Consider the following 17,478-nt stretch of genomic DNA (forward strand, 5'->3'; position numbering starts at 1 on the left):
CTATATGGCGACCTACAAGACTGCGTGCATGGTTGCGCGCATGATCCGGCCTTCAGGGTCGAACTCGAGCAGTTCGACGATCGGAGCATGATCCGTTTGATTGTGCAGCAGGATGCGGCCGGCACCAAGGTAAATGCCCAGCGCATCGCCGTAGCGCTTGCCCGGGTGGTCGATCAGGCGACCAGCCCAGTACGCGCCCACCGTCGTCCGACCACGCAGCACACCGTCACGGTGACTGGGCATCGCCGTGATATCCGGCGAGGAGATCTCCACGTCCTGGGTGCATTGACCCAGGATGGCCTCCAGGTCGCGCCGATGCCACGCCGCAATCCAGTTCGCCGCGATGCGCCCGGCAAACTCGCAATCGTGATCCGCGTCACGCATCACAGGGTCCTGGGATACGGCGGGCGCGCCGAAACATCACGGCCTGCTTCACCAGACCATCCCGGTCGAAGTGGAAGGTCTGAGCGCCCCGCCGACCACGGTCTTCGTGAATCAGGGTCACGCTGTCAATACCCACCGCGATGACGATCGGTTCGATGAACAGGCTCAGGCTCACCGTGAGCGATGGCGGCGTCAAGACTCGCGCCCAGTGAGCGCCCACCCGGCGCTTGCCGCGCAATGGCGTACCGGCCGAGGCACCATGCGACACGATAAGCTCGATATCTTCCGAGCACTGCGTGAGAACGGCATCGATATCATGCTGGTTCCACGCACGCACCCACTCGCCAGTGAAACGATGGGCAAAGGCGCTTTCGATCATGATCCGGCTCCCGGGGGCACAACGGTCTCGCCGATCCGGGCCACACCCGGCATCCAGACCAGATCGATATCGCCGTAATTCATGCCCAAGCGGCTGAGCAGTGCGGTCAGCTGCCCACGATGATGGGTTTGATGGTTAAAGAGGTGCACCCAGACCGCCCAGAGCGACATGCGCATCTCCCGGCCTGTCATGACGCTGACATAGCGCACATCCCGATCCAAATCCCGCGCCGTGAGTGCACCGACCGCTGCCTGGATCGCCTCGTCAGTGCACTCCCGCTGGGTACGCAGCTGCACAAAATCAGCATACAGCTCGGCGTTGAGCGGCAGGGACACCGGCGTCTCAACGCCTATGCGGCTCAGCCACAGGCGATCGGTCAACAGCACATGGTTGAGTGTGCCATGGATGGATTTGAAAAAGGCCCCGAGGTCACGGCGATAATCTGCCTCATCGAGGTCGGCGCAGACCGCGTAGAGGCGCGCGTTCACCCACTGGTTATAGGCGGCCGACAGACGCAGCGACTGCAACAGCATTATGATGACTCCCGGGTTTCTTCATCGATGAGCGCTTGAAAGCGCGTGCTCAGCTCGGTGTAGACCGGCCCTGGACACTGCCGAAGCGGCCGGCCGTCGATTTCGGCGACCGGCACCACCTCGGCCGCGGTACCGGTGAGAAAGCATTCATCGGCGGTATAAAGATCGTAGGGCGACAGCGGGCGTTCGGCTGCCCGAATGCCTGCGGCAGCGGCCAGTTCCATCAGGATTCCACGGGTTACGCCATCGAGGGCGCCTTCGGTGACCGGCGGAGTGAACAGTTGCCGCTCGCGGACGATGAACACGTTGTCTGCCGTGCCCTCGGCGACTCGGCCGGCCGTATTGAGCATGATCGCTTCGTCGGCGCCGGCATGGTTGGCTTCCAGTCGCGCCAGAATGGGGTTGAGGTAGTTGAGGCTTTTGATCCTCGGATCAAGACCATCCGCACCGAGCCGGCGAGTGGCGGCGATGATCAGCCGCGCGCCGCGATGACTGTCCTCCGCCATCAGTTTCAAGCGGTCCGCAATGATGAACATACAAGGCTGCGAACAGCTACGCGGATCCAGCCCGAGTGCACCCACCCCGCGGGTCACCACGAGACGCAGGTAGCCCGATTCCCATGGAGTCGCGGCAATGGTCTGCGCAATGGCGGCGCCGAATCCAGCGGTATCCAACGGCAGCTCCAGTGCCAGGACGCGAGCCGAATCGGCCAAGCGGTGCAGGTGCGCCGCCAGGCGAAAGACGCGCCGGTGATAAAACCGGATGCCCTCGAACACACCGTCGCCATACAGCAGGCCATGATCGAATACAGAGACCGAAGCCTCGGCTGCGGGAATCAGGTGGCCATCCAGCCAACAAATGGCCTGATCAGACATAAAGCACCCCCGCAGAAACCGTTACGGCCCGTCCCGACAGCCTGACCCGATCCCCCATGACTTCAACGCCGACCACCCCGCCGCGACGGGAAACCTGATAGCCCATCAAACGGCTCTGGCCCAGACGTTCGGCCCAGTAAACGCCCAAGGCGCAATGGGCTGATCCGGTGACTGGATCCTCCGGAACCCCATTTCGGGGCGCAAAAAAACGGGAGACGAAATCATGATCCCCACGGTCACTCGGGGCGGTCACGATCACGCTGTCGGCATCCAGCGCTGCCAGCGCGGCAAAATTCGGCGTCAGGTCTCGCACCTGCTGAGCCTCGTCGAATACCGCCAGATAACCGGATCGCTGCCGACCGAGCCATGCCGGGGACCGGCCCAATGCTGCAGCAACATCCGGAACCGGCGACACGGCGATGGGTGAATCGGCCGGCAAGTCCAGATGGATGGCGTCTGTTCCCAGATTCGCGGTCAGCAATCCACTCGCGGTATGAAATCGGAGCGGCCGCGTCTCGTGATTCCGCTCGTGCCACAACACATGAGCACAGGCCAGAGTGGCATGCCCGCACAATGCCACCTCGACCCGCGGTGTGAACCAGCGCAGATCCCAATCCCGATCCGGTCGCAGCCACAGAAACGCCGTATCCGAAAGATTCAGTTCGGCGGCCAGCGACTGCATCCAGCCAGCAGCGCGCAGCCCATCAAGCAGGCAGACACCGGCTGGATTGCCGGCGAAGGGTTGGTCTGCGAATGCATCCACATGAAAGATCGCGATGGACATTTGAAGAGGCTCCTGGAGACGACCCCTTCACTGTACGCGCCCGATACCCGACCAATACAGCTCCACAATCGTGATATTGTTACGGTACAGTTTGACTTCACCGAATACTGTACCGGTCACCTTGCCCAGATGCTGTACTGGAGGCGGCATGGACCCATTGTATGATCGTCTCGCCCGCGAGCTGCGGGAATGTATCGTGACCGGGGTGTATGGCGCCGGCGAACGATTGCCCGGCGTGCGCACGCTGAGCCGTACACGTGGGGTCAGTGTAGCGACCGTTCTGGCCGCCTATCGCCGCTTGGAAGACGATGTGTTGATCGAGGCGCGACCGCGCTCCGGTTACTACGTCCGCAATCGCCCCACCAAAGCGATACCGGCGCCGGCGCGCTCGGCGCCGGCCGCCCAGCCGAGCCCGGTAACCGGGCAGGAACTCGTGCTGAGCCTGGTCAAGGCCAGCAACGATCCGGCGGTGGTGCAGTTCGGCGCTGCCGTACCGGACCCGAGCTTCCTGCCGGTACGGACGGTGGAACGGGCGCTCGCCCGCGCCGCCCGCCAGCACCGCAACCGGGCGGCGGCGTACGCGTTTCCACCCGGGCTGCCGGAACTGCGGCGGCAGATTGCGCGCCGCATGTCCGCCTACGGCTGCGCCACCGGCGCCGATGATGTGGTCATCACCAACGGCTGCCAGGAAGCGCTGGTGCTGGCGCTGCGCGCCGTGACGCGACCGGGGGACGTGGTGGCCATCGAGTCGCCCACGTTCTACGGCCTGCTGCAGGCGCTCGATTCCCTGCAACTGGAGGCGCTGGAGATTCCCACCGACCCGGTGGACGGCCTGTCGCTGGAGGCGCTGCAGCTGGCGCTGGAGCGCTGGCCGGTGCGCGCCTGCATCGCCACGCCGAACTTCAGCAACCCGCTCGGGTACTGCATGTCCGAGTCGCGCAAGCGGCGCCTGCTGACACTGCTCGGCGCCCGTGGCGTGCCGCTGATCGAGGACGACATCTACGGCGATCTCGGCTTCGGCCCGCGCCGGCCACCGCCGTGTCTGGCGCTCAGCGAGGGCACCGGCGCCGAGGTGCTGTACTGCGCCTCGTTTTCCAAGACTCTGTCGCCGGGGCTGCGCGTAGGCTGGCTGGTACCGGGGCACCACCAGGCGCGGGTGGAGTACCTCAAGTACGTGCTGAACATGGCCAGCCCGACGGTGCCGCAGCTGGCGCTGGCCGACGTGCTGCACAGCGGCGGCTACGAGCGCCACCTGCGTACCGTCCGCAGCGACTACGCGCGTGCCGTGGGTCGGATGATCGAGGCGGTGACGCGGCATTTCCCTGCCGGCACGCGCATCACCCAGCCGGCCGGCGGTTTCGTGGTGTGGGTGGAACTGGCGCCGCAGGTGGACAGCCTGCGGCTGGCGCAGCTGGCCCGCGCCGAGGGGGTGAGCATCGCACCGGGGCCGATCTTCTCGGCCACGCAGAAGTATCGGAACTTCATGCGCCTGTCGTGCGCTTGCCCATGGCATTCGGACGTGGAGACTGCACTCGCCCGGCTGGGGACCTTGACGGCCAATCTATCCATCGGGTGACCCCCAGTCATTACGCATCTCCGCCATCCGAAACACGTTTGCCCGCTGCACGCAGTCGGTATCGGCCATCGGTACAGCCAACGTACCCAACCCGAATTTGGCCGCTCAAGTGGTTCTCCAGTAGGCCGCTAAGCCATCTAGCCAAATCATGGAAAGGCTTGGCCTGCGCGGATGTCCAGAACGCTGGGCGAGTGGGTTATCGCGGTGCAAGCCGTCCCAATATCGCAAATGGATTGGATATGACAGGTTGAAATGAAAGCTGGCCACAAACCTGTTTGAACGTTTGATTTGAACAGAAATTGCGGCTTAAGATAAAGATAAGGATAAGAACATGAGCTGTTCAAGCCTTGACATCATGGGCGCTTTCCCATCGACGCTTTCTGTACAAATCACGCTCCTGTGGCCGCCGGAAAATCATTGTCGGCCAACCTGTGATCAATAGCCATGAACGCCCGTTCCCGCCCTCGCAGATCTTCGCCCCATCTGTCGCATGGCAACGCGCTTGCCCCCTTTAAATTACTGGCCGATGAGAGTTTCGACGGCGTACTGGTTGCCGATACCGAAGGTCGGATCATCACCGCCAATAATCACGCCTGCCAGATCCTCCGGTATGCGCATGACGCCCTGCTGGGGTTAACTCTGGCGGATATCCTGGATTGCTCTGATCCTCGAACCGAAAGGCTCCATGAGAGCTGGCAAAACCATCGCCCTTTTCAGGGTGACCTGTACTTGAGGACCCGCATCGGCGCCCGCTTGCCCGCAACGGTGCAATGTCGACTCCACCTTGATCGCGACACGCCTTTGGCCACGACTCTGGTTTTCCGTGATGAATCCGTCCGCGCTGAACTGGACAATCAGCAAAAGCTGCTGCTCGGTGCGATCGATCGACTGAGTGACGCCATCCTGGTGATCAGTCCGCGTCTCAGCAAGCATCGCGGACCTCGAATTCGGTTCGCCAACCGGGCATTCCAACGCATCACGGGAGAAACGTCGTCGACCTGCGCTGGCAAGGATCTTCAACAGATTTTCACGGCAGCGTCCAATCAGCCATCGGTGGATCGCATCGCTTCGGCAATCGACACTGAACAATCCTGCTTTGTTCGTCTCGAAGGCGAAGATTCCAGTGGATACCCGTACTGTCTCGAGATGAATGTTCAGCCCGTTGCATGGGAAGACGGCAAGATCCATTCCTACATCGCCCTCGGGCGTGACATCACCGAAGAGCGCAGATCCGTCCAACGCCTGCTGGAAAGCGAGCAGCGTTTCCGAGCGATCTTCGATCAAAACCCGGCGGCCATATTCGTCGCCGACCTGATGGGGAACATCACCTCTTGCAACAATGCGGCGGCCGCAATGGCTGGCGTGCGCCCTGGAGCGGTGAAGAACGTCATATTCACCGATCTGCTTCATGCCGATGATCATTCCCGTGCATTCAAGGCTTTCATTGGCGCCTGCAAGGGTGATACGCATCGCCTGTTCCTTTGCGGCAAGACGGCGCGAGGCCAGCTTCTGGACATCGATGTGACCATCGTACCGATCGTCGTGGAAGATCAGGTGATCGGGCTGACCGCCGTGGTCGTCGACATTACCGAACAGGTCCAGGCCCAGAAAAAACTCAAGGAAAGTGAAGAAACCTACCGGGCACTCTTTGATCAGAATCCGTCGCCGATTTTCGTGACGGATACCGACGGCCGAATCACGTCCAGCAACGCCGCAGCAGGAACCCTCGCCGCCTGTGCGCCGGGGGATCTGATCGGTTTACCGTTCGACACGTTGATCGACACCCAGAAGAATTCCGAAATCTGGCAGGCCTTTCGCGATGCACTGCACGGGGAAATGCGCCACCTCGTCACCCGTGGGATTCGTCGAGATGGGATTCATCGCGACATCGAATGCACGCTTGTCCCCATTGTGGTGAGCGGCGAAAGCAAGGGCGTGACCTGTATCGCGACGGATATCACCGAGCTGCGTAAGGCTGAAGAAGGATTGCGCCTCTCTGCAAAAGCCATGGAAAGCCTCGCGGAGGCCTTGACCATCACAGACCTGGGTATGCGAATCGTATCGGTGAACAAGGCGTTCACCGATATCACGGGTTATCACGAGGCAGAAATCAGAGGAACAAGCCCATTTGATCTGATGACCGATTCGAACGATCCAGAGTTGATCGGCACCATCCCGGAACGCATCGCGGACATCGGTCATTGGCAGGGTGAGATGTGGCTGGCCCGCAAAAGTGGCGACGAATACCCTGTCCTGATGACCGTCAGCGCGGTTTACAACGAAGCCAGTATCTGTACCCACTATGTCACCGTGTTTACGGATATCTCTCAATACAAACGCTACGAAGAACGCCTGGAATTCATGGCGCATCACGATTACCTGACCCATCTGCCGAACCGGGCGCTCTTTCAGGAACGGGTTGAAGACGCGATTGCTCGAACCGTGCGTCATCACCGGCTGGTCAGCGTGCTCTTCATCGATCTCGACCAATTCAAGTCCATCAACGATTCACTTGGTCATGGAATCGGTGATGCCCTGTTGATGAAAGTGGCAAGCCGGGTGCAGGCATTGCTCCGACATACCGATACCGTTGCGCGCTTGGGTGGCGATGAATTTGCCGTGTTGCTGGAAGATCTGAAGAAGCCAGAAGAGGTGATGCAGGTCGCTGACAAACTCATCGCAGCATTTGAATCGCCCTTCGAAGTGGAAGGATACGAACTGTTCACCTCGGCCAGCATTGGAATTGTGTGCTATCCGGACGATGGCGAGGATGCGGCCACGCTGCTGAAAAAAGCCGACGCGGCCATGTACCAGGCAAAGGACTATGGGCGCAACAACTACCGCTTCTTCTCACCGGAGATCAACACCAAGGCACATGAATACCTCATTCTGGCGAATAACCTTCGCTATGCCTTGGAACGGAATGAGTTCCGTCTGCACTACCAGCCATTGATCGAGTTGGCCACGGGGACACTTTGCGGCGTCGAAGCGTTGATTCGCTGGCAACATCCTGAACTCGGACTGGTCTCGCCAGCGACCTTCATTCCGGTCGCTGAAGCAACCGGAATGATCAATCAGATCGGAACGTGGGTCCTGAGGACTGCTTGCCGGCAAGCCAAACAGTGGCAAATGGCCGGATATGAACCGATCCGAGTCGCGGTCAACTTGTCCGCACGTCAATTCCGTGACAGCGGATTGGCGGAGACCCTGTCCCAAATTCTCGCGGAAACGAGCCTCGAGGGCCGATGGCTCGAGCTCGAAGTGACCGAAAGCATGATGATGGAAAATCCCACCCGCGTGAAAGAAACCATGCACGCCCTCAAACAAAAAGAGGTCAGCATCGCAATCGACGACTTTGGTACCGGCTATTCGTCACTGAGCTATCTGAAGGAATTTCCCTTCGATTTCATCAAGATTGACCGGTCTTTCATCATGGGTGTACCAGAAAGCAAAAGCGATATGAGCATCACGAAAACCATCATTGCGATGGCGAAGAGCCTCGGCATTACGGTGATCGCCGAAGGGGTCGAAACACCGGGTCAGGCAAGCTATCTGCTGGAACAGGGATGTGATGAAGGACAAGGGTATCTGTTCAGCAAACCCGTTCCGGCCGAACACCTTGAGAGCCTTCTGAGGAAGAAAACCGGCAGGAACGCGCCGACGCGCTAGCTGTCGATTCGGTCATGCATCCCTTCCACAGGGGCGGGCGCGCCGCCGGTTTGGCATGTGCATCCCTTGTCACACTGTCACCGCGTGACAAGGGATTACGGGCCTCACTGAAGCAGCGCGAACTCACCGCACTTTGGGGGCAAGCTTCTCTTTGATTCGAGCGGCTTTTCCGCGCAGATCACGCAGGTAATAGAGCTTCGCACGGCGGACGTCGCCCCGGCGCTTCACCGTAACCGTGTCGATCGTGGGGCTATGCGTCTGAAAGACCCGCTCGACTCCTTCTCCGTGAGCGACTTTGCGCACGGTGAACGATGAATTGAGTCCCCGATTGCTTTTGGCAATGACCACACCTTCGAAGGCCTGCAACCGCTCGCGATTGCCTTCCTTGACCTTCACCTGCACGACGACGGTGTCGCCAGGTGCAAACTCGGGCAGGTCATTGCGCATCTGCGCGGCTTCCAGTTCTGCAATCAATATGCTCATGATCAATTTCCTTACCCGCAAGCCGGGTCATCAAGATCGATATTGTCAATAAATTCCTGAAGCAGGTCTTCCTGCTCCGGCGTCAACTTGCGGCCTGCCAGCAAAGAAGGTCGCCTCAACCACGTACGCCCCAACGATTGCTTGAGGCGCCACCGACGAATCGCGGCATGATTCCCGCTTCTCAAAACCGCCGGCACATCGCCGACACCGTGCAATTCCGGCCGAGTATAGTGCGGACAGTCCAGCAATCCGTCGGAGAAAGAATCCTGGCTACAGGATTGCGCATCACCCACTGCTCCCGGCAGCAAACGGATTACCGCATCCATCACCACCATCGCAGCCAACTCGCCGCCACTCAGCACATAGTCGCCAATCGACAGTTCCTGATCGATGACGGACAAAACACGCTCGTCGATTCCTTCATATCGCCCTGCCACCAAGATGATTCCGGGCAGATCCGCAAATCGATGCGCCAGGTCCTGATCGAAGCGCCGACCCTGCGGACTCATCAGGATCACCGGCGTGCCCGGCGGCGACTCCCGCTGCCCACGCGCGATCGCAGCCAGCAAGGGTTCCACCTTCATGACCATGCCGGGGCCGCCCCCGTACGGTCGGTCGTCCACCGTTCGGTGGACATCGCACACAAAATCGCGCGGATTGATGCAGGCCACGCGGATCAATTCCCGAGCCCTTGCCCTGCCAACGATACCGCCATGAAACAGCGCATCGATCAGCTCGGGAAACAGGCTCACCACGGTCAGCCGCATGCTCCGGGTTCCCACTCAAAAATCCGGATCCCAATCCACCTCGATCACACCGGCGCTCAGATCGATCCTCTGAATGACGTCGGGCTGTACGAAAGGAATCAACCGTTCCGCATCGCCGTGCACCACCAGCACATCATTGGCACCGGTCTCCATCAACGAATCTACCCGCCCGAAGTCAAAGCCCTGGGTGCTCACAACGCGCAGACCAATGAGATCAATCCAGTAATAAGCACCTTGTTCGGCTCTTGGGAGCATCGTCCGGGGAACGCTGATCATAGCGCCCGTCAGCTCTGCAGCCGCATCGCGATCAGCAATACCCCCCAATCTTGCGATCCACCCTTTCCCTTGAGCTTGAGCCGCTTCAACGGCCAACTCGCGAAGTTCGCCCGACTCACCGAGCCCCCATAGGGGATAATCAAAGAGCTGTTCCGCAGGACGCGTATGGGAATGTACCCGGATCCAACCTTTCACACCGAACGGACTGCCAAGTCGTCCGATAATCACACGTTCGACCGCAGCCCCGCCGGAACTGCCCGGCATCAGACGCTGGCTTCGCTCATTTTCGCCGCCTGCTTGAGCAACTGGTCGACACGTTCGGAGGGCTGGGCACCCTGAGCGATCCAGTGTTGAGCCCGAGCCAAGTCGACGCGCAACGCTTCGCCCTTTTCGCCCGCAACAGGATTGAAAAAACCGATCCGTTCCAGATAACGACCGTCACGCCGATTGCGGCCATCTGTGACGACCAAGTGGTAGAACGGCCGCTTCTTGGCGCCGGCACGAGCAAGACGAATGGTGACCATGTAACCCTTGAACCTCCAGATTGGGATCCAGCCAGCGCTGTCCGTGCGGACAACCCAGCCCCTTTCAAACGGGCGATTTTATCTAAACTGGTGAGCAAAGCGCAATCAAAAACCCATACCCGGCGGCAGCCGCCCGCCCTTGAGCAGTTTACCCATGGGACCCTTGGTCATGCGCTTCATCATTTTCTGGGTTTGTTCAAATTGCTTGAGCAACCGATTCAAATCCTGAACCTGCAGACCCGAACCACTCGCGATGCGCCGCTTGCGCGATGCCTGAATGATCTCCGGACGCCGCCGTTCGACCGGCGTCATGGCATTGATCAACGCAACCATGCGCCGGATATCTCGGTCCTGTACCTGGTTGCGTGCCGTCTCGGGTATCTTCATGGATCCCGGCAACTTTTCGAGTATTCCCTTGACCCCGCCCATGTTGAGCATCTGCATCAGCTGGTCGCGGTAGTCCTCCAACGTGATCCCCTTGCCTTTCTGCACCTGCGTTGCCAGCTTGTCGGCCTTGGCGCGGTCCGTGCTGCGCTCGATCTCCTCGATCAGCGTCAATACATCCCCCATGCCCAGGATGCGAGAGGCCACACGCTCGGGATGGAATGGCTCCAGCGCGTCGGTCTTCTCACCTGCGCCCATCAGCTTGATGGGCTTGCCGGTGATCTGCCGAATCGACAGGGCAGCACCTCCACGCGCATCACCGTCGGTCTTGGTCAGAATGACGCCGGTCAGCGGCAGGGCTTCGTCGAAGGCCTTGGCGGTGTTAGCGGCGTCTTGACCCGTCATGGCATCCACGACGAACAGGGTCTCATGCGGCGAAACCGCCTCGTGAATGCGGCGCACCTCAGCCATCATGTCAGCGTCGATATGCAACCGCCCGGCGGTATCGACGATGAGCACGTCGATGAATTTGAGTCGCGCGTGCGCCAGGGCCGCCTTGGCGATTTCTGCGGGATCCTGATCGGTGCTGCTCGGGAAAAAACTTGCTCCGACCTGCTGCGCCAAGGTCTGCAGCTGATCAATCGCCGCCGGGCGGTAGACGTCGCAACTGACCAGCAGCGATTTCTTGCGCTGACGCTCCTTGAGATGTCTCGCGAGCTTGGCGGCCGTCGTGGTCTTGCCCGCCCCCTGCAGACCGGCAAGCAGGATGACGACTGGGGGACGGTGATTGAACTTCAGCTCGGCCGTGTGTTCGCCCAGTACACGGATCAATTCCTCATTGACGACCTTGATCAGAACCTGGCCCGGGGTCAGGCTGGTCGTGACTTCGCGCCCCACCGCCCGCTCGCGAACCTGATCGATGAACCCCTTGACGACCGGAAGGGCAACATCGGCATCGAGCAAGGCCGCGCGCACCTCACGCAGCGCCTGCTGGATGTTTTCCTCGGTAAGGCGCGCCTGGCCCCGCAGCTGCATCAGGGTTCGGTTGAGGCGTTCGGTCAGATTTTCGAACATGTCAGATTACTACTCAAAAATTAGCTCGATATAGAGAGACGAATCGGGCCGTCATCCGGCGCGATGACCGCGCCAACGGTAACTGTTTACGTTACCCGAAACACCGGAAATCGTCATCCGCCCGCTTGTGGCACGCTTCAGTCAGGTTATGCCATCATGCCGTATAACCCATGGCGGCATATCGACGATGAACAGTTACTGGATTGCACCGGCTGTCGCGCTGAGTTACTTCGGCAGCACCGCGGTATTGCTCTGGCGCGCCTGGCGAATGCTCAACGGCCGCCCGGCAGGCAAGGCCGGCGCGCTAACTCTGGCGGCAGCGGGTTTTGTACTGCACACCCTGATGCTCTCTCCGGTCCTCGCACAAGCCAGTCTCCACCTCGGTTTTTCGGGAGTCATCCTGTTGATGGGATGGCAACTGGTGCTACTGCTCTTGCTGGGGTCGATGCGGGCTCCACTGGAGAACCTGGGGATCCTGCTTTTCCCCATCCTTGCGATCTCCGTGCTGCTCTATCGTCCGCATGCGACCGGGGCAACGGGCACAGTGGCAAGCGGACCGGTTGAGCTGCACATCCTGACCGCCAGCATCGCTTACAGCCTGGTCATCCTTGCCGGCGCCCAAGCCATCCTGCTGATGATCCAGAATCATCTACTGCACCGGCATCGCACCAACGGCATCGTTCGCGTTTTTCCCCCGCTACAGACCATGGAGCGGCTGCTGTTTCAGCTCATTGGACTCGCATTCTTCGTGCTGTCGCTGGCGTTGTTGAGCGGAATGGTCTTTGTCGAGCATCTGTTCGCACAGCATCTGGTTCACAAGACCGTGTTGTCGATACTGGCCTGGATCATCCTCGGGATGCTGCTGTGGGGGCATCATCGATTCGGCTGGCGCGGGAAAGTGGCTGTTCGCTGGACCTTGAGCGGCGGCGCAGTCCTAACCATGGGCTATTTCGGCAGCAAATTCGTGCTGGAAACACTGCTCGGGCGGCAATGGGGATAAAGAACGTCCCAGAGGGCTTCGCGACGCCCCTGTCACGTCTCATCCGACTCAGGGATGGGCTCAACCGTTCCGCGACAACTCGATCGCGCTGTTTTTTGCATTGATGCGCCTCGTCCCGATTGCTATAGTTCGAGCCATTCCAGCCGCCGCACTGTCTACCAGGACAGCGATTCGACGATGGAAAATCCTGAGGTCTGAACGGGCAAGATATGACCGCTTCCATGACGATCGACGCGTTCGCCGCGCACGCGAGTACCCGCGCGCAGCGCCACCTCGGGATTCTGGTTTTGACGTTGGGAACCCCCTTCTTGCCAGACTGGCAAGGAAAGCTTCCCTCACCGAATATCCTTAATTTGCATGCCTAGGCGATTTCCCGCTGCCGCCGAACGTTCAGGAGTCAGACCGATGACTGCAACGGCTGGTTCATGCTTGATCCGCATGGCCCCAGCTGCAGCGCTCCGGACCGGCCCGGCGCAAACACGCACGGACACGGAAAACGCGGCGGGCACCGAAGAGTACCCCCCTTATGAAAAGAATGCTGATCAATGCCACACAACCCGAAGAGTTGCGGGTTGCGCTGGTTGACGGACAAAAGCTATTCGATCTCGATATCGAAACGCCATCCCGGGAACAAAAAAAAGCCAACATCTACAAAGGCCGCATTACCCGAATCGAACCCAGCCTGGACGCCTGCTTTGTGGAATATGGCGCAGAGCGCAACGGGTTCCTGCCCCTGAAGGAGGTTTCCCGCGACTACTTCAAGGGCGGCACCGAACCCGGCGGCAAGCTGAACATTGCGGAACTGCTCCACGAAGGACAGGAAGTCGTCGTTCAAGTCGAGAAGGAAGAGCGCGGCACCAAGGGTGCCGCCTTGACCACGTTCGTCAGCCTGGCTGGACGCTATCTGGTCCTGATGCCAAACAATCCTCGGGCGGGTGGCGTTTCCCGGCGTATCGAGGGTGAAGATCGCGACGAGCTGCGCGAGATCATGCGCAATCTGGACGTGCCGGAAGGCATGGGAATGATCGTACGCACGGCCGGAATGGGCCGCACGCCCGAGGAACTGCAATGGGATCTCGGGTATCTGCTGCAACTGTGGCGCGCCATCGAGCAAGCCGCCAACGAACGGCAGGCGCCATTTCTCATCTACCAGGAAAGCAACATCATCATCCGGGCCCTGCGCGACTACCTCCGTGCGGACATCAACGAGATCCTGGTCGACGATCCGACTGTCCATGAGCAGGCACGCGAATTCATGGCCACCGTGATGCCCCACAACCTCGGGCGCCTGAAGCTGTACCAAGACGCGATACCGCTGTTCACCCGCTACCAGATCGAGAGCCAGATCGAGCTCGCGTTTGCACGGGAAGTCAGACTCCCATCTGGTGGATCGATCGTCATCGACCATACCGAAGCGCTGACCAGCATCGACATCAACTCCGCACGGGCTACCCGGGGGGCCGATATCGAGGAAACGGCGCTACAGACCAACCTCGAGGCAGCTGAGGAAATTGCGCGTCAGCTGCGCTTGCGTGATCTGGGCGGACTGCTGGTCATCGATTTCATCGACATGACCCCGGCCAAGAATCAGCGAGAAGTCGAGAACCGCCTGCGGGAAGCCACCCAGCTCGACCGTGCGCGCATCCAGATCGGGCGTATTTCTCGCTTCGGCTTGCTCGAACTGTCCCGCCAGCGCCTGCGCCCCTCGCTGGGTGAACACAGTCATATCACCTGCCCTCGCTGTGAAGGACGGGGCACGATCCGTTCGGTCGAATCTCTGGCATTGGCCGTGCTTCGACTGATTCAGGAAGAGGCTATGAAAGACCGCACGGAGCGCGTTCTGGCTCAGCTTCCGGTTCCTGTGGCCACATTCCTGCTCAACGAAAAGCGTGCGGCCTTGAGCACCATTGAAGCGCGCCATGGGATCGTGCTGATCATCGTGCCCAGTCCACATATGGATACGCCGCGATATGAAGTGACGCGAATCCGGCAGGACGAATCACGCGCCAATGGTGAGGCTGAACCCACCTACAAGCTGCTCAGCCCGCCGCCCGCCGCGCAATACGAACCCAAGATCGGGACCCGCAGCACGAGCCAAACCCCGGCTGTCCGGATGACACCGCCACCACCCTCGCCGACCCCTGAAGCGTCGCCGGTCCGGAGCAAGTCACAACCGGCACCACCCGCGGCGAAACCCCGAGCATCATCGGGCAGTCTGTTGAAGAAAGTATGGGATCGGCTGTTTGGGGAGAGCGCCGCACCACAGCCGCAACCCGACAAACCGGAAACCGCCGAAGCTGCCCCCCCTGCAGAACAGGCGACTGAAAAGCCAACTCGCCGCCGCCGCAGCGCCACTGGAAATCGCCGAGGACGCACCAAACAACGGACGGAAACCGATACCGGCACTACACGTGCGCGATCGGTGGCACACCGTGCCGAAGCGACGCCCACCGAACCGCCACAGGCTAGTGATTCCACGGACGAATCTGTCGATCAAAGGGGGACGGATACCGACAACGGTGCACCAGACACGACTGGCGAGGACGCGCCGCGGAGTCGCCGTGGAAGGCGCGGCGGACGCCGGCGTCGACGCCCCGCGACCGCAGCAGCGCCGGACACGCAGACCCCAGCTCCTGAGACCGAGCTGGGCGGGGGACAACCGGAAAGTCGCGACATCGCCAGCAGCACTCCGCTGTCCTCGACACCCGCCGAGGCCGCGTTGCCGTCGGATCCATTCAAGCGCACTGCCGAAGGCGAATAAACGAGTCCCTACCGCGGCGGAGGGCGGTTCAGCGGTGACGTGACCCGTCGCCGCCGGCTGTCAATCAAGCTGGACAACCAGTCGGTTCATCAATGCAGTACACCCGGCGTCCAGCAAGTCGAGGACACGATCGAATCCTTGGACGCCGCCATAATAGGGGTCCGGTACGTCCTGCGGTACGCTGCCGCCCAACAAGTCCAAGAACAACTCGGGTTCGCATACCGCAGTGGCGGGTCGCAGCGTTCTCAGATGACGCAGGTTCGCCTGATCCATCGCAAAAACATGGGTGAATTGGGCGAAATCCGCCGGCTTCACCAAACGCGCCCGCATGGAACTCAGATCGATACCGCGGCGGCGGGCGGCGTCGTGCATTCTCGGGTCGGGCGACCGGCCAACGTGATAGGGATGCGTGCCCGCTGAATCAATGTCGATGCGATCCAACCATTGGGGCGCCTCCCGCTGGAATCGGTCACGCAACAGCCCCTCCGCCGCCGGGGATCGGCAGATATTCCCCATGCAGACAAACAAGATCCGGTACACGTGCCTTCGCCCTCCGATGTGAAGCGTGCTGCAGTGGGGAGCTACGCCGACGGGCGGCGGAGTGCCGCTTCAACGCGCTCAAGATCGGCTTCGGTATCGACGGCGGAACCGGGCAAGGCCGGCGCATCACCGACATGAATCCGAATCCCGCCCCACTGGAATCGCAGCTGCTCCAGCGATTCCTGCCGTTCCAGCTCGCTTGGTACCAGACTGGCGAAAGTCCGCAGCGCGCCGGCACGATAAGCGTAAATTCCCAGGTGTCGGAGCCACAGGCCCGGTGGCATTCCTGCATCATGGGAAAATCCACCGTCGCGATGCCAAGGAATGGGAGCTCGGCTGAAATACAGCGCCAGATCGTCCTGATCCAGAACCACCTTCACGACATTCGGATCGAGCAGCTCCTCCACCGTTCCGATGGGGGTACAGAGTGTCGTGACCGGCGCCTGTGTCTGCGTCAGCAGATGTTCGGCCACCCGGGCCACATTCACTGCGGGCATGGTGGGCTCGTCACCTTGCAAGTTGACGACGACCGTGTCATCCGGCCACCCGCGCTGCTCCACCACCTCGGCGATGCGATCGGTCCCGCACAAGTGCTGTTCGCCCGTCATGCAAACCGTAGCGCCGAAGGAGCGCGCCATCTGCGCGACAAGCTCATGCTCGGTCGCAACGATGACTTCCTCGGCGCCGCTCTCGAGCGCCCGCTGATAGACATGCTGCACCATCGGCAGACCGGCAATCAGTCGCAGCGGCTTGCCAGGCAGGCGGGTCGCACCGTGACGGGCAGGGATAACCACCTTGAACGGCATCAGCGCTCCTCCTCGCTCGACAAGGGGCGAGCTTCGTCGACCAGCATCACCGGGATCCCTTCACGGATCGGAAACGCCAATCGATCCGCTTTGCAAATCAACTCACCCGCCGCAGGCCGGTAGATCAGCGGACCCTTGCAGATCGGACACGCCAGAATCTCAAGCAATTTTCTATCCACTTTTCTTCCCTCGCCTTGGCGACACGGCCGTCCCAGCAGGGCGTCGCTGCCGGATCCATGTCAGTAATTCATCATCAATCGCTGGTGCTACCCGCGCGCTGACGGGCACGAACCAGGCATTGGCCGGTGCGAATCCCACGCATTTGACAGCGTCTTTCTCCGTCATCAGCAAAGGCGCATCCGCAGCGAACGCCAGATCCTGCGGCCGGTAATCATAATGATCGGGAAATGCGTGTTCTACTACCCGCAACCCGGCTTCCCGCAGTGCGTTGAAAAACCGCTGGGGATGTCCGATCCCGGCGATGGCATGGACGGTCTGCCCGCCGAACGCCGCCAGTGGGCGCCGTTGCCTCGCAGTCGCCACATCCAGCGTATCACCAAGCGGCAGGCTCATTCGTCGGACCGGACGCCGGATATCGAATTCCTCACCTTGGATCACCACCGCATCCGCGGTCGCCAAACGCCGAACCGGCTCGCGCAGCGG

Annotated in this window: 18 protein-coding genes; 4 read left to right on the forward strand and 14 right to left on the reverse strand. The window is 60.7% G+C overall.

The features are described from left to right. Positions 1-12 precede the first annotated feature (12 nt). From E4680_RS09405 to E4680_RS09425, 5 genes are read right to left on the reverse strand one after another with little or no spacing between them, the layout of a single operon-like run. Positions 13-384 (reverse strand): nuclear transport factor 2-like protein, encoded by a 372-nt coding sequence (locus tag E4680_RS09405; RefSeq protein WP_135282147.1) that lies wholly within the window; start codon positions 382-384, stop codon positions 13-15. Continuing rightward, complete coding sequence (locus tag E4680_RS09410; protein WP_135282148.1) at positions 377-763, reverse strand: nuclear transport factor 2 family protein; 387 nt, start codon at positions 761-763, stop codon at positions 377-379. Before E4680_RS09410 ends, E4680_RS09405 begins: the two co-directional genes overlap by 8 nt. After that, a complete protein-coding gene (locus E4680_RS09415) occupies positions 760-1,296 on the reverse strand; it encodes a DinB family protein (RefSeq protein ID WP_135282149.1) in 537 nt (178 codons plus the stop codon). Before E4680_RS09415 ends, E4680_RS09410 begins: the two co-directional genes overlap by 4 nt. Further along, the gene (gene ilvE, locus E4680_RS09420; RefSeq protein WP_135282150.1) at positions 1,296-2,171 is read right to left on the reverse strand and encodes a branched-chain-amino-acid transaminase; all 876 of its coding nucleotides are present in this window, start codon (positions 2,169-2,171) and stop codon (positions 1,296-1,298) included. Before ilvE ends, E4680_RS09415 begins: the two co-directional genes overlap by 1 nt. Further along, a complete protein-coding gene (locus E4680_RS09425; RefSeq protein WP_135282151.1) occupies positions 2,164-2,955 on the reverse strand; it encodes a PhzF family phenazine biosynthesis protein in 792 nt (263 codons plus the stop codon). Before E4680_RS09425 ends, ilvE begins: the two co-directional genes overlap by 8 nt. A 148-nt stretch (positions 2,956-3,103) precedes the next feature. Between E4680_RS09425 and E4680_RS09430 the strand changes: the two genes are divergently transcribed. Together E4680_RS09430 and E4680_RS09435 are read left to right on the forward strand one after the other, a co-directional pair. Further along, positions 3,104-4,531 carry an aminotransferase-like domain-containing protein gene (locus E4680_RS09430; RefSeq protein ID WP_135282152.1) on the forward strand — a complete coding sequence of 476 codons (1,428 nt, stop codon included), beginning with the start codon at positions 3,104-3,106 and terminating at the stop codon, positions 4,529-4,531. A gap of 570 nt (positions 4,532-5,101) precedes the next feature. After that, complete coding sequence (locus E4680_RS09435; protein ID WP_422666674.1) at positions 5,102-8,200, forward strand: bifunctional diguanylate cyclase/phosphodiesterase; 3,099 nt, start codon at positions 5,102-5,104, stop codon at positions 8,198-8,200. Positions 8,201-8,323: 123 nt separating this feature from the next. Here E4680_RS09435 and rplS read toward each other — a convergent pair whose 3' ends face one another. The 5 genes from rplS to ffh all read right to left on the reverse strand — a co-directional run bounded on the left by rplS (position 8,324) and on the right by ffh (position 11,708). Further along, on the reverse strand, positions 8,324-8,683 hold the full coding sequence (rplS, locus tag E4680_RS09440) for a 50S ribosomal protein L19 (RefSeq protein WP_135282154.1): 360 nt from the start codon (positions 8,681-8,683) through the stop codon (positions 8,324-8,326). A gap of 11 nt (positions 8,684-8,694) precedes the next feature. Further along, positions 8,695-9,450: a tRNA (guanosine(37)-N1)-methyltransferase TrmD gene (gene trmD / locus E4680_RS09445; RefSeq protein ID WP_135282155.1), complete on the reverse strand. Its 756-nt coding sequence runs from the start codon at positions 9,448-9,450 to the stop codon at positions 8,695-8,697. Positions 9,451-9,465: 15 nt separating this feature from the next. Then, positions 9,466-9,990, reverse strand: coding sequence for a ribosome maturation factor RimM (rimM, locus tag E4680_RS09450; protein WP_135282156.1), 525 nt, complete (start codon positions 9,988-9,990; stop codon positions 9,466-9,468). Further along, positions 9,990-10,250, reverse strand: coding sequence for a 30S ribosomal protein S16 (gene rpsP, locus E4680_RS09455; RefSeq protein ID WP_135282157.1), 261 nt, complete (start codon positions 10,248-10,250; stop codon positions 9,990-9,992). The genes rimM and rpsP overlap by 1 nt, the downstream gene beginning before the upstream one ends. 105 nt (positions 10,251-10,355) lie before the next feature. Further along, entirely contained in the window at positions 10,356-11,708 is a 1,353-nt protein-coding gene (ffh, locus tag E4680_RS09460) for a signal recognition particle protein (protein WP_135282158.1), read from the reverse strand. A gap of 187 nt (positions 11,709-11,895) precedes the next feature. Here ffh and E4680_RS09465 point away from each other — a divergent pair, with 187 nt between their 5' ends. Next, the gene (locus E4680_RS09465) at positions 11,896-12,708 is read left to right on the forward strand and encodes a cytochrome C assembly family protein (protein WP_167792464.1); all 813 of its coding nucleotides are present in this window, start codon (positions 11,896-11,898) and stop codon (positions 12,706-12,708) included. A 526-nt stretch (positions 12,709-13,234) separates the two neighbouring features. Further along, positions 13,235-15,469 (forward strand): ribonuclease E, encoded by a 2,235-nt coding sequence (rne, locus tag E4680_RS09470; protein WP_205688875.1) that lies wholly within the window; start codon positions 13,235-13,237, stop codon positions 15,467-15,469. Positions 15,470-15,529: 60 nt separating this feature from the next. Here rne and E4680_RS09475 read toward each other — a convergent pair whose 3' ends face one another. The 4 genes from E4680_RS09475 to E4680_RS09490 form a co-directional block, all read right to left on the reverse strand. Beyond that, positions 15,530-16,009: a low molecular weight protein-tyrosine-phosphatase gene (locus E4680_RS09475; RefSeq protein WP_276605622.1), complete on the reverse strand. Its 480-nt coding sequence runs from the start codon at positions 16,007-16,009 to the stop codon at positions 15,530-15,532. A gap of 41 nt (positions 16,010-16,050) precedes the next feature. Further along, positions 16,051-16,815 (reverse strand): 3-deoxy-manno-octulosonate cytidylyltransferase, encoded by a 765-nt coding sequence (gene kdsB, locus E4680_RS09480; RefSeq protein WP_135282160.1) that lies wholly within the window; start codon positions 16,813-16,815, stop codon positions 16,051-16,053. Continuing rightward, positions 16,815-16,994 (reverse strand): Trm112 family protein, encoded by a 180-nt coding sequence (locus E4680_RS09485; RefSeq protein ID WP_135282161.1) that lies wholly within the window; start codon positions 16,992-16,994, stop codon positions 16,815-16,817. Before E4680_RS09485 ends, kdsB begins: the two co-directional genes overlap by 1 nt. Beyond that, the coding region (locus E4680_RS09490; RefSeq protein ID WP_205688876.1) for a tetraacyldisaccharide 4'-kinase at positions 16,987-17,478 on the reverse strand (492 nt) is incomplete at its 5' end. The genes E4680_RS09485 and E4680_RS09490, both read right to left, overlap by 8 nt.

Source organism: Candidatus Macondimonas diazotrophica, from assembly GCF_004684205.1.
Lineage (GTDB): Bacteria > Pseudomonadota > Gammaproteobacteria > UBA5335 > UBA5335 > Macondimonas > Macondimonas diazotrophica.